Raw genomic sequence first — 12,021 nt, forward strand, 5'->3', positions numbered from 1 at the left:
CGAGCCTTCCGGCCCGCCCTTTATGACCAGCAAAACAGTTGCCTTCCCTGCACTGCCCTGCACAACCCGCGCCAACCCAAATCGGCACCGCGACGGCTCATTCGACCACGTTATCGCCAGGCGGATCAAGATTTGTTTAAGCCGCTATCATCCTGACTATTTAGGCCAAATTGCGAAGTTAGGAATTCTCCGTAGCTTCCGGGCGCTTACTCAGGACTTGGTCGATCAGGCCAAAGGATTTGGCCTCTTCCGCGGTCATATAGGTATCTCGATCCAGAGCCTTTTCAATGGCTTCCACCGACTGCCCGGTGTGGTTGGCGTAAATTTCGTTGAGCCGGCGCTTCAGTTTGACGATTTCCTGAGCATGCCGGGCAATATCGGCCGCTTGACCGTAGTAGGAGGCAGAAGGCTGGTGCACCAGGATCCGTGCATTCGGCAGGCAGAAACGCTGGCCTTTGTCGCCGGCGCACAGCAGGAGCGACGCAGCGGAAGCCGCCTGTCCCACGCAGAGAGTCTGAATAGTAGGGCGGATATACTGCATGGTGTCATAAATGGCCAAACCCGCCGTGACCACGCCGCCCGGCGAGTTGATGTACATGGAAATCTCTTTTTTGGGATTTTCGGCCTCCAAAAAGAGCAGCTGTGCCGTAATGAGACTGGCGCCATAATCTTCCACCGGCCCGGTGATGAAGATGATCCGCTCCTTCAGCAAGCGGGAGTAGATGTCGTAGGCGCGTTCGCCCCTGGAGGTCTGTTCGACGACCATCGGGACAAGCGTGTTCATGTAAACGTCGTGCGGGTCTCTCATGGCGGCTCCTGATTCGGAGAAGGAGTTGAGTAGCCTAACGGGTATGTGTCAACGGGGTGTTTCCGCCCCTGCGGCGGGGTGACTCTTCAGGCATACACGGTGAAATCTTGTATCGAAAAGGGGCACCGAAGCTAGCGCTCTCGAAAGCCTTCGAAACATCACCCAGCCACCGCCTCGGCCACTTCTTTCGGCTTCCGCGCAATCGCCCGCAGATAGGCCGCTGCCGGAGCGTCGGGCATGCGGCGCTTCTGTTCCCAGTTCTTGATAGTGGCGAGCGGAATCCGGTAGCTGGCCGCGAAGCGCTGCTGCGACATGCGCAACGAGCGGCGAATGGCTTTGACATCGGGCGCCTCGACGACGGTCACCCGCATGCCGGCGACTTTACGGCCTTCGGCATGTTTGACCGCCTGTTTCAGGCTGTCGATCAACTCGCGTCCGAACTTACTCATCGTCTCCCTTTCAAAACTGCCGTCAATTTGCGGATTTCCCGCTTTTCTTCCGGGTCTAGATTCTCCTGCCGCGCCTTGGCGTACACCATCAGCAAATAGAGCGGCCTCCGCGGATCGCAATAGTAATAGATCACCCGAACACCACCGCGTTTGCCACTGCCGGATCGCGACCATCGCACCTTCCGGACACCACCGGTCTCGGGGACGATATCCCCAACCTCGGGATGCGCGGCAATGAACGACACGAACGCTTCCCGTTCGGCATCGTCCCAAACCTCTTCCGCCTGACGCACGAACAATGCCGTCTCGGCGATGGTTATCAGTCCCCCCGACATCAGCCGAATGTACGCCATTGGCGCCCAATTGTCGAGCTGATCGATCCAAGGACTGCGCCGTTTCAGCCTCCATTTACCGTGCAGTCATTAGGCTATGATGGTTCGCGGGGGACGGCCTCTGCGGCGCCGGTTTTGCGCGGGGAAATTCATGCGGTCGGCCTCATCGATCTCACTGCCTTGGCTCGACAAGATCCGCGAGGACGTCGCGCTTCTGGCGATGCGGCTCGATCAGGACGTCGACGCATCGTTCTTCGCGCCGCTCGAAGCGCTTTATGCCGAAGGCGATGCCCTCACCCGCCGTTATTGCGGCAAGCCGCTCGCCAAATGCCGGGTGCTGGAAATCGGCTACGGCACGCGCCCGATGCGGATGCTGTGGCTTTGGCACCAGGGCGTCGACGTCCATGGCGTCGATCTCGATTATCCGCTGCTGCGGTTCTCGCCCGCACGCCTGTTCCGCATGGCCCGCACCAACGGGCTCGAACGCGCCCTCAAATCGGCCGTGCGCTATCTCGCCCTCGACCGGCGCCAGTACCGGGCGATGCGCGATGCTCTGGTCGAACGCAAAATCTTGACGCCGGATGTATCGTTTTGGGGCAATTTTGCCGACCGCCTCGCGGTGCGCAACGCCGCCGATCCGGCGTACTGGGCCGAAGCCGGACGGTTCGACTTCATCTATTCGGTCGACGTATTCGAGCACATTCCGAAACCGCAGGTGGATGCCATGGTGAAAGCCATGGCCGGCGCGCTCAATCCCAACGGCGTCGCCCTGATCCGTCCCGACCTCTTCACCGGCATCAGCGGCAGCCATCTTCCCGAATGGTACAAGGAACGGCTCGGCGAGAAATTCGTCCGCAAGGCCCAGCCCTGGGATCATCTGCGCGCCAACCGCTATCCGGCCAATTCCTATCTCAACCAGATGCGGCTCGCCGAGTACGAAGAGATTTTCGACAGGTATCTTTCCATCGCCGAGAAGGCGCCGATCGATTACGGCCTCGGCCGCGAGTACCTCACGCCCGAGGTACGCGCCGAACTCAAGGACTACAGCGAGGACGAGCTTCTCACCAACAACATCGACTACGTCCTCACTGCCAAATCCTAGTCCTTCTTCACCGTTAAGCTGCCCGGCTTGTCCGTCGGCACCAGCTTCCAGCCCGGCGCCAATGTCAGCGTCCAGCCTGCTCCCACGCGTTCCGTGCTGCTGGCAGGAGCGGATACGGTGATGCGCTGCCAATCCGGCGACAACAGCGCGCCCTCTTTGACGGCAAGCGAACCCCAGTCGTCGCTGACCGTGATGGTGGGATAGACCGTCCCTGCCTCGTCCAGCGGCACCACTTCGCGCGGATCGAAACTGACGTTGAAGTGCTGTCCCAGGTTGGGCAGAACCAGAATGGGGCCGTCGACCAGCTTGGCGCGATAGGCTTTCCGCACCGCCTCGTTTGCCGCCGCCCGTTCGGTTTCGATCACACGCAGCTCGGCCTCGCCATAGCGCTTGGCGTGTGCCACGGCGTCCACCGCCGCCCCTTTCGGCAGCGCCGCAGCCAGCACCACGGAGAGATCGGACTTGACGGTCAGTTTGGCGCGCCAGCCCGGAGCCAGATCGTCCAGCAGCAGACCGTAGGCAGGCCCCGAAACATACGGGAACGAGCGCACCCAGGTCTTTTCTTTGCTGGAAAGCAGTTTGCCCGCCGCGATCCAATGCGCCGAGGCCGTATCGGCCGATGCGACGCGCAGGCCGGTATACTCGGCCACGCCTTCGTTGAGTTCGAGACCGCGTTCATGTTCCGCCGCTCCGGGGAACAGAACAGTGCGCCGGGCGCGGAAGGCGAGCGCGTCGCGGATGGCATCGGTGCGGGCCTTGCCCGTCGAGGTCAGCGCAACCGCAAGCGCCCGCCACTCGAGCTGCAGCCACAGCCTGCCCTCCAGCGTGTCGAGATGCGGATTGGGAACATCGTTCGGATGCAGGTGCAGCGCCGGCTGAAGACGATGGAACATCTCGTGCGCCAGAAGACGCGCCTGTTCCTGCCTGTCGCCCCAGACGGGCCATTGCAGCATGGTCCAGCGCTTGCCGTGCCAATCGAGCGCCGTGTTGGCGGGCAGCATGTCCTTCGGCATGGTGCCGACGAACACGCCGTCCAGGGCTTTCAGCGTCTCGTCCGGTTCGCTGGCGATCAGCGTCCTGGTCTCGGGGTCGACCAGCATGATCGGGCCGAAGAGTTTCATGCCCCACAATGCCCCGCCGTCCTTGTCGGATACCGCCTTGGCTTCGGCGAACACCGCTTTGGCGGCTTCCGCGTTCAGCACCGATGCGGCATGCGCCGGAAGCGCCATCAGCAGCGCCGCGAAGAAACCGATCGCCGCATACCGGCGCCAGCCCGTGTCATTCATGATCGTCGTCCGTTTCGGGCTCGCCAGGAACCCATTCGATAATATCGCCGGGCTGGCAGTTCAGCGTCCGGCACAAGGCGTCGAGCGTCGAAAAGCGGATCGCCCGCGCCTTGTTGTTCTTGAGGATGGAAAGATTCGCCAGGGTGATGCCGATCCGTTCGGCCAGTTCGGTCAAACTGAACTTCCGTTCGAACATCACCCGGTCGAGATTGAGTTTGATCGCCATCGTCAAACCGTCAAATCATGCTCGTTCTTCAGCACCAACCCCTGGCGGAACACCTCCGACAACGCCAGCACCAAGAGGCCGGTCAGGAATAGCGAGTTGAAGAGACCGCCTCCGTGATCGTCGAAGGCAACCGTATTGCCCGACATCGGCACGGGCGAGCCCGCCAGGGTGGCAGTGGCGTGATGTGTCAGGAAATCGGTCACGGCGAAATAGAACCAGCCCTCCGCGGCGGCCGACACGAACGAGAACACCACCAAGGCCAGGCCGATAACCTGCACCAGCCGCAGAGTGTTGCGGGTGAAGCTGTCGCCGCGCACGACATTGCGGAACAGGCGGCGCAGGAGATCGAACAAAACCGCATAGAACAGCGTGAACATCAGCGCCAGCGGCAGGCCATGGTGTTTGATGACTTCGAACAGGCCGTTGGCGTCGTTGACCTGCACATGCACGTTGCCGCGCATCCAATCGGCCATGGCGGTCTTGTTGGTCAACGTCACGGTTCCGCCTTGGCCTAGCATGTCGAAATTGAAATTGGCGTTGCCGCCCAGCATCGACAGTTTCGGGTCGATCACCATCACAAGCACCACGGCAACCGTGCCGATGATGCAGCCAACCACGCAAACCACAAAAAGCCATTTCAGCAGCCGGGCAATCCAGCGCGTGTCTTTCATCATTTCCTCCTAGAAAACCTGTTTGGCGCAGGCCAAAAGCTCGCCCGCCGCATCGAACACCACATCCAGCACAACCGTGCCGGCGGCTTGCGCCGCATCGCGCACCGTCTCTTTGATCCCGGCGATGTCGCAAGCGGGCTGTACCGCCGACGCGTGGAGCGCCGTCGCGGCCTGGGCGCCGGACCGATCGCTATCGGCGCCGAACACCAGAAGGACTGCCAAACCCGCGCCTAGAGCTGCCTGACGAATGTTCATGGGACCCTCCTTATCGAGAGACAATGCGTATATATCGATTATCAATATGCATTTCTCGAAAAACAGCAACAGGAAAATATACTTATTCTGTCACCAAGCGGCTCGCCCAGAGGGCGGAGTATGCGTTTCGCCATCACATCGACGTGACCGGGATGGTCATTCTGCGATGGTACAAGGCTGCGTTGTCGGAAGGGGCAAACATGAGCAAGGGCATTTCGGCGCTAGCCGCCGCAATTCTGATTTCGATCACCGCGCACGCCGAGACGGTGACGGAAAAAGTCGATGCCAACGGCATTCTGCAGGTACCGGCATTCCAGCAGCCGGTGCCGGAACGGATGAGCCCGGAAGCCAAAGCGGCCCTGCTCGAGATGCTGCGCCCCAAGCCGCCCGCGCCCGCCACCGCTCAGCCCGATGGCCCGCCCGACGTCGTGAAGGGACGCGAGCAAATCCGTGCCAGATACGTGCCGATCGTCAAAAAGCTGCAGGAGCAGTTCGGCGTCGATCTCAAGGAAGAAACGATCGGCGGTATTCATGCCGTGGTGGTGACGCCGAAGGACGGAATCGCACCGCGCAATCGCCATCGCGTGCTGATCGGCCTGCACGGCGGTGCCTTCGTCGCGGGCGACGCGATCAATTTCGGCATGATGGATGTCATTCCGGTCGCCGCGAAGCTGAAGATCAAAGTGGTTGCGCTCGACTACCGGATGGGACCGGAGCACCACTTCCCCGCCGCGAGCGAAGACGTCGCCGCCGCGTACAAGGCGCTGCTCAAGACCTATCCGGCCCAAGGCATCGGCATGTACGGCTGTTCGGCCGGCGGGCTGCTCGCGGCACAAGCCACGGCGTGGTTCCAGAAAGAGAAACTGCCCCGCCCCGGCGCCATCGGCATTCTGTGTGCGGGCGCCGATGCCAAATGGGCCGGTGACTCGCTGTTTTTCGTTCCCGGTCTGTTGGGCAACACGCCGCCCGATCCGCGCAAGCCGCCGCATTACGACGAGGCGCCCTATTACGGTACCGCCGATCTCAATTCGCCGCTGATGTCGCCCATCGTGTCGCCGGAAGTGCTGAAGGCCTTCCCGCCCACGCTCCTCATCACCGGTACGCGGTCGGACGAGATGAGTGCCGCCGTCAATACGCAGCGCGAACTGGTCAAGGCCGGTGTCGAAGCCGACCTGCATGTTTGGGACGGTATGTGGCACGCATTTGTCGGCCGCTCCGACATACCCGAAGGACGGGAAGCCCAGGATGTGATCGCCAAATTCTTTGACAAACACCTGAAACCGTAGCGTTCCCGACCAAAGGCGTGCTTGCGGCTCTCGCGCCGCACTGCTACCTCGCGCTTGGTTCTTCTATTGTCGCGCTTTCGAACGGAAAACCGATTCCCACTTTTCCTGAAAGCGCTTTAGGGAGCAACGACAGATGCGATCACGTCCGTTCGGCAAAGTACCCACCGCCGTCAGCGAAATCGGCTTCGGCGCCTGGCAGATCGGTTCGGCTTGGGGCGATGTCAGCGAAGCCGACGGCCGCGCCGCACTCCACGCCGCGCTCGATGCGGGCGTGACCTTTGTCGACACCGCCGACGTCTACGGCGACGGCCGTTCCGAAACGATCATCCGCGAGGTGCTGAAAGAGCGCCAAGGCGATCACCGCGCCTTCAACCGCCACGGCGAAGCGTTCGATGTCGGCGAGACGTTTGCCGGCGTGCCGCTCGAAATCGGGCTTCAGGCGGTCGAGGAATTGAAAAAGCTCGTGCCGCAAGGTGCTGCGATGGCGCAGTTCGCGCTACGCTGGATACTGATGGACCCGGCGGTGACGGTGGTAATCCCCGGCGCGCGCAATGCCGAACAGGCCAAGTCGAACGCCAAGGCGGCGGAGATTGCGCCCCTCTCCGCCGAAACCCTGGCTGCGGCCCGGTCCGTCTACGACCGCCTCATTGCGCCGCACGTGCATCAGCGCTGGTAGGAAGCGCCGGTCCGCCTTGATCGAGCCAGGCATCCAGCCGGGTGCCGTCGACGCGCGTGCGCCAGAAGGCGCGGAACTCGGCGGTGCCGATCGGCGTGGTCTTGTAGGTCTGATAGAACTCCCGCGCGGCACTGAAGAAGGCCTCGTCGCCCATGCTGCGGCGGAAGTCGTCCAGCATCAGAGAGCCTTTGTAGTAGCGCACATAGAAGTCGCCGCCCTGCTGCGGAACCGTGGCCAGAGACGGCGCGGTGGCGGGCAGCCCGGCGACGCACTTGCGATAGTAAGCGAGAACGCCGTCGAACCGCTCCTTCGCGCCGATTTCGCGCACCGCAATCGCTGAGGAATATTCGGCAAACGCCTCGTTGACCCAATCGCCCTGCCCGGAACCGAAATGCCACCAGAAATGGGCGACCTCATGGGCGAGATCCTGCAGCAGCGAGTAGTTCGGATCGCCCATCAAGGCATCCAGCATCCGTCCTTCGGAGGTGATGATGACGCCGGCCCTGGCGATGCCCGCACGCCCCTGCCCCTTTTTCATCGGCGAATAGACATGACGGATCGTGCCGCCGGGCACATTCGCCTCTCCCAAGGCATCGGTGAACAGCGCGGTCACGGCCGCAAGCTCGGTGCTTTCGCCCGCGATCACCGTGTCGGGCATTTGGGTGTGATAGATCTCGATCTCCACGCCGGAGCTTCGGGTCTTGATGACCTTGAAGTTCGGGGCAGCAGCGAATGCCAGATCGAAATTGTCCTGCACCGACCAGTGCGTCACCGCGCGGCCGTCCGCCGAAGCTAAGTCACGCTTGGCGCCGCCACTGACGGCCGTCCATCCTTTCGGCAGCGAGATTTCCAACTCCGTCTGGAAGTGACGGCCGAACGGCGCGAATTGCGGATACCACGAGGAATAGCTTGCGAGCTGAACCATCCGGTCGTTCACCTGATCGTCCATCGCCAGCTTCGTGTCCGGCGAAGCGCCCCATTCCGGAAGCGCCTCCAGCTTGCCGTCATAGACAATGTCCATCTTCAACGTCGCGGCCGTACGCGCCGGCAGATCGACAACGACATTGCGCACCGCCGGATTGAACGGCGTGGGATCGACGGTCTGATAGGAAAATTTCGCCGGTACGCCGTCCACCAGCAGCTTGCGGATCGCAAAGCTGCGGTGCAGGACGAATGTCGTCTGGCGCGCGCCGGGCTCGAGCTGCATTCCGATCTCGCCGCGGACGGCCACGCTTCCGGTGCCGGGCTCGATCTGCGCCTTGAGATCGTAGCGCACAGGCTCCGCCGTTATGGCGGCGCTCGCCGAAACGGCGGCGACAGCAAATGCCATCATCAGCACAAGAGATCGGATCATATTGCCCCCTAACGAAATCGCCCCGGCTCACCATATCCGAGTCGGCGAGGCGTTCGATGTCTGCGGATAAAGAAAGAGCGTCCCACCGGGAGGGTTAGGGACGCTCCTTCGTTTTGGGATGTTCAGTGCGCGGCAGCGAGCTGAGTCAGCTGCGGCGCATCAACTTCTTTGATGGCGTAGTGCATCGTGCGGGCATAGCACTTCGCGAACGCCTTGGCGCGGGCCGCATTCATCGTATAGCCCTCGCGCTCGCCGCAGACCGCACGCGCGGCGACGTCGATGCGATTCAGCAGCGTTGTCGCGCCCTGGGTCGTGCCGAGATCGAGGTCGGCATATGAAACCTTCTTGGCCCACACCTGATCCACACCACCCCCCTGCAACGGCGCCGATCCCGTTACCGTGAGGCTTTGCGCCATCGCCGGCACGAACATCAAAGCAGAAATCATCACAGCGGCAGCAAACGAACTACGATGCATAGAGTGTTTCCCTTCCTTCAAGTGACGCATTCAAAGATGGGATGCCGCTACCGAGTTTAAAGGATGCAAATGCGACCGCAGGTCTCACATGCGCGTGATGAATGCGAATGCCAATGCTGTGAATTCCAACTACCGCGCTGCAAGCGTGCCGAAATGCGGATCAATCGCGATATAATGCGGATTGTCGGTTGTTGCGACAAATCTCTGCCACAGTTGGTTTAGCACTGCATCGCCGATGCAATGAAGGGCGCTTGGTATCAAATATGTAAGCGCCCCTTCTCTGCAACAGTAATCACCGTGTGGCTGCGATCTTGGCGAGATCGGGCATACCGAGAGATTCGACGGCTTGCGCGGTGGCGCGCGCACGGCACGCTGCAAACTCCTTGGCGCGTTCGCCGTTCATCAGAAATCCCGAGCGCTCGCCGCACACGATCCGCGCCGCCGCCGCGATGCGATCGAGCAGCGCCTTCGCACCGTGCGCCGTGGTGGCGTCGATATCGTCGTAGGTCACTTTGATGGTCTTGAGCTGGTAGCCGCCCGCATGCATCGGCGCGAGGCCGGACACCAAAACGGAATGTCCTTCGGCCAACGCCGGAACCGACAAAGCCGGAACGGACAGAGCAGCGGTCAGCGCGGCGGCGGCAATCGAAAAGCGTTTCATGGTGAGGTCCCTTCTGTGATGTCCACGCCCAACCAGATAGGAACACATGAAGCACTTTACAATATGAAGCTCTTCACGAACATGAGAGCACCGCCAGCACAGAATGTCGCACATTCTGGTAATATTATTGCCAAGCCCACGTTGTATGCCGGACGCCGCCAACGGCGGCCTCGAGTAGTCCCCATGCCGCCATGGCCCGGCGTTTCGGAACGTTCGCGCCGCGAAATCTGCAAACGTTGACGTCAATGGCGCACGCCACACGGCCCCGTGTATCGAACCGCGCGTCGGCGCGATGATCGATACCGGCAGGCCGCACGTGCATCGGCGGGATCAGAACTGGATACGATATTTCTTGCCGGCGTTATCGACGCCATCGCCATAGCCGATCGGCGGAGCGCCAGCTTTGATCGTCATCTTGACGTCAATCACGGTCCCTTTGTTTCCGACCAGGACGGCGGAACTCTGCGAAACGTCGCTAACCGTGGTTTCCGATGCAACGTCCTGATCGCCGAACAGCGTCGGACGCGACACTTGGCTGGACTTCGTTTCGTTGATTGCGGTGTAGATGCCGTCGAAGGTCTCGCCCGTGTCGGGATTGACGGCCTTCATGTGACCTGAGCCGTAACTGAGCTCGATCTGCATCGGCAGGATTTTACCGTCCGAGAGCGACACGATGCGGCCCGGAATGAACATTCCAAGTTGATATGGACTTTGGGCACACCCAACCAGAAGCAAACTCAACCCCAACAGGCTCGCAGCAATTTTCATAGCCCATCCCCCGATGTACGGCACAACAGTTATACCGCCGTCTGAACCTAAACGATGCGCAATGATAACGCCGCAATCTGCGACCATCTCGCACAGGTAGTATCAACTGCAGCGTGCATAGAAACAAAAAGGGCGCCCGTTTCCGGACGCCCTTCGGTATTGCTGTGACGAAAGAGGCTTACTCGGCCTTTTCGCTCTTGTCGGCCTTCTTGGCCTTCTTCGGCTTCTCAGCCTTTTCGGGCTTCTCGGCCGTTTCGCCCTTCAGCTTTTCCTGCGCCTCATCGGGGTCGAGGAACAGCGTGGCGCGATCGACCTTGGTTTCGCGGATCTGGGCGAGTTCGGCGATGAAGTCGACCACCTTGTCCTCGAAGATCGGCGCGCGGACTTCGGCCTGGGCCTGAGCATTGCGGGCGTAGAATTCGAACACCTGCTGTTCCTGGCCGGGGAACTGACGGGCGCGCATCGCAATGGCGCGCTGCACTTCCTCGTTGGAGACCGTGAGACCGTTCTGCTCGCCGATGCGGGCGAGGACCAGACCGAGGCGCACGCGGCGCTCGGCGATCTCGTGATATTCCTTCTTCAGATCCTCTTCCGACTTGCCTTCGTCTTCCGGCGCCTTGCCTTCGCGCTTCAGCTCGGCTTCGACCTGGCGCCAGATGCCGTTGAATTCGCCTTCGACCATGGTCGGCGGCAGCGAGAACGAATGCTTCTCATCGAGCGCGTCGAGGATGCGGCGCTTCAAGTGCAGGCGGCTGGCCTGGGCGTAGTCGCGCTTGAGCTGATCCTTGATGCGTTCCTTGAGGGTGCCGAGGCTGTCGAGGCCGAGCGTCTTGGCGAGCTCGTCGTCGATCTTCAGTTCGTCGGGCTTCTTGACGTCCTTCACGGTGACCGCGAACACGGCGTCCTTGGCGGCGAGCTTGGCTTCCGGATAGTCGGCCGGGAACGTGACCTTCACGTCGCGCTTCTCGTCCTTCTTGGCGCCGATGAGCTGGTCTTCGAAGCCGGGGATGAGCTGGCCCGAACCGAGCGTCAGGTTGAAGTCTTCGGCCTTGCCGCCCTGGAATTCTTCGCCGTCGACGGTGCCGACGAAATCGATCAGCACGGCGTCGTCCTTCTCGGCCGCTTCGCCTTCGGCGCGCGACGAATAGGTGCGCGACTGTTCGGCGATGCGCTTCAAGGATTCGTCGACGTCCTCGTCGGAGACATCGGCCACCAGCTTCTCGACGTCGAGCGTCGAAACGTCGGCGAGTTCGAAGTCGGGCATCAGGTCGACGATGACCTTGAATTCGAGATCGGCCTTGCCGTCGACCACGGCCTGCAGATCGCCTTCCGGCTCGACGCGCGGCGGGAACGCCACTTTGAGCGAATTGTCGGTGACCGCCTTCTGGCTGCCCTCGTTGACCGCCGCTTCGACGATCTCGCCCATCATCGACTTGCCGAAAGTCTTCTTCAGGTAGGAGACGGGCGCCTTGCCCGGACGAAAGCCCTTCAGGCTCAGCTTCGGCTTGATCTCTTCGATCTTGCCGAGAAGGCGGGTGTCCAGATCGGACGCGGCCACGACCACTTTATATTCACGGCGCAGGCCTTCGGAGACGGTCTCGGTAATCTGCATTTGTTTTCTTCCCAAACTTCCTAAACCTGCCCGCGCGGCTCGCCGAGCCGGTGCGTGCG

General features: G+C 61.4%; 15 protein-coding genes. 3 read left to right on the forward strand and 12 right to left on the reverse strand.

Going from position 1 to position 12,021, the window contains the following annotated elements; translation table 11 throughout:
* Positions 1–178: 178 nt before the first annotated feature.
* The 3 genes from FHS84_RS00400 to FHS84_RS00410 form a co-directional block, all read right to left on the reverse strand.
* The gene (locus FHS84_RS00400) at positions 179–808 is read right to left on the reverse strand and encodes an ATP-dependent Clp protease proteolytic subunit (protein WP_166929107.1); all 630 of its coding nucleotides are present in this window, start codon (positions 806–808) and stop codon (positions 179–181) included.
* A gap of 158 nt (positions 809–966) precedes the next feature.
* Positions 967–1,257: a NadS family protein gene (gene nadS / locus FHS84_RS00405; RefSeq protein ID WP_166929109.1), complete on the reverse strand. Its 291-nt coding sequence runs from the start codon at positions 1,255–1,257 to the stop codon at positions 967–969.
* The gene (locus tag FHS84_RS00410) at positions 1,254–1,610 is read right to left on the reverse strand and encodes a type II toxin-antitoxin system RelE/ParE family toxin (protein WP_208393591.1); all 357 of its coding nucleotides are present in this window, start codon (positions 1,608–1,610) and stop codon (positions 1,254–1,256) included. Before FHS84_RS00410 ends, nadS begins: the two co-directional genes overlap by 4 nt.
* A 130-nt stretch (positions 1,611–1,740) precedes the next feature.
* On the opposite strand from FHS84_RS00410, the gene FHS84_RS00415 reads away from it, so the two are divergent.
* Complete coding sequence (locus tag FHS84_RS00415; protein ID WP_166929111.1) at positions 1,741–2,691, forward strand: SAM-dependent methyltransferase; 951 nt, start codon at positions 1,741–1,743, stop codon at positions 2,689–2,691.
* Here the strand turns inward: FHS84_RS00415 and FHS84_RS00420 are convergent.
* The 4 genes from FHS84_RS00420 to FHS84_RS00435 are packed head-to-tail and all read right to left on the reverse strand — an operon-like array spanning position 2,688 to position 5,129.
* On the reverse strand, positions 2,688–3,977 hold the full coding sequence (locus FHS84_RS00420) for a hypothetical protein (RefSeq protein ID WP_208393593.1): 1,290 nt from the start codon (positions 3,975–3,977) through the stop codon (positions 2,688–2,690). The two genes, FHS84_RS00415 and FHS84_RS00420, sit on opposite strands and share 4 nt — an antisense overlap.
* Entirely contained in the window at positions 3,970–4,203 is a 234-nt protein-coding gene (locus FHS84_RS00425) for a helix-turn-helix domain-containing protein (RefSeq protein ID WP_166929113.1), read from the reverse strand. Before FHS84_RS00425 ends, FHS84_RS00420 begins: the two co-directional genes overlap by 8 nt.
* Positions 4,204–4,205: 2 nt before the next feature.
* Positions 4,206–4,874, reverse strand: a complete 669-nt coding sequence (locus tag FHS84_RS00430) for a DUF2975 domain-containing protein (protein ID WP_166929114.1) — start codon at positions 4,872–4,874, stop codon at positions 4,206–4,208.
* Positions 4,875–4,883: 9 nt separating this feature from the next.
* Positions 4,884–5,129: a hypothetical protein gene (locus FHS84_RS00435; RefSeq protein ID WP_166929116.1), complete on the reverse strand. Its 246-nt coding sequence runs from the start codon at positions 5,127–5,129 to the stop codon at positions 4,884–4,886.
* A gap of 200 nt (positions 5,130–5,329) precedes the next feature.
* Between FHS84_RS00435 and FHS84_RS00440 the strand changes: the two genes are divergently transcribed.
* On the forward strand, positions 5,330–6,415 hold the full coding sequence (locus FHS84_RS00440; RefSeq protein WP_166929118.1) for an alpha/beta hydrolase fold domain-containing protein: 1,086 nt from the start codon (positions 5,330–5,332) through the stop codon (positions 6,413–6,415).
* A gap of 133 nt (positions 6,416–6,548) precedes the next feature.
* Positions 6,549–7,091, forward strand: coding sequence for an aldo/keto reductase (locus FHS84_RS00445; RefSeq protein WP_166929122.1), 543 nt, complete (start codon positions 6,549–6,551; stop codon positions 7,089–7,091).
* On the opposite strand, the gene FHS84_RS00450 is transcribed toward FHS84_RS00445, so the two are convergent.
* From FHS84_RS00450 to tig, 5 genes are all read right to left on the reverse strand, one after another.
* Positions 7,060–8,445, reverse strand: a complete 1,386-nt coding sequence (locus FHS84_RS00450; protein ID WP_166929125.1) for a M1 family metallopeptidase — start codon at positions 8,443–8,445, stop codon at positions 7,060–7,062. The two genes, FHS84_RS00445 and FHS84_RS00450, sit on opposite strands and share 32 nt — an antisense overlap.
* 122 nt (positions 8,446–8,567) lie before the next feature.
* The gene (locus tag FHS84_RS00455; protein WP_208393595.1) at positions 8,568–8,921 is read right to left on the reverse strand and encodes a UrcA family protein; all 354 of its coding nucleotides are present in this window, start codon (positions 8,919–8,921) and stop codon (positions 8,568–8,570) included.
* A 292-nt stretch (positions 8,922–9,213) separates the two neighbouring features.
* Positions 9,214–9,582: a UrcA family protein gene (locus tag FHS84_RS00460; protein ID WP_166929127.1), complete on the reverse strand. Its 369-nt coding sequence runs from the start codon at positions 9,580–9,582 to the stop codon at positions 9,214–9,216.
* Between the two features lie 330 nt (positions 9,583–9,912).
* On the reverse strand, positions 9,913–10,350 hold the full coding sequence (locus FHS84_RS00465) for a hypothetical protein (RefSeq protein ID WP_166929130.1): 438 nt from the start codon (positions 10,348–10,350) through the stop codon (positions 9,913–9,915).
* Between the two features lie 178 nt (positions 10,351–10,528).
* On the reverse strand, positions 10,529–11,962 hold the full coding sequence (gene tig, locus FHS84_RS00470; RefSeq protein WP_166929141.1) for a trigger factor: 1,434 nt from the start codon (positions 11,960–11,962) through the stop codon (positions 10,529–10,531).
* Positions 11,963–12,021 lie beyond the last annotated feature (59 nt).

The organism is Rhizomicrobium electricum, from assembly GCF_011762045.1.
Taxonomy (GTDB): Bacteria; Pseudomonadota; Alphaproteobacteria; order Micropepsales; family Micropepsaceae; genus Rhizomicrobium; species Rhizomicrobium electricum.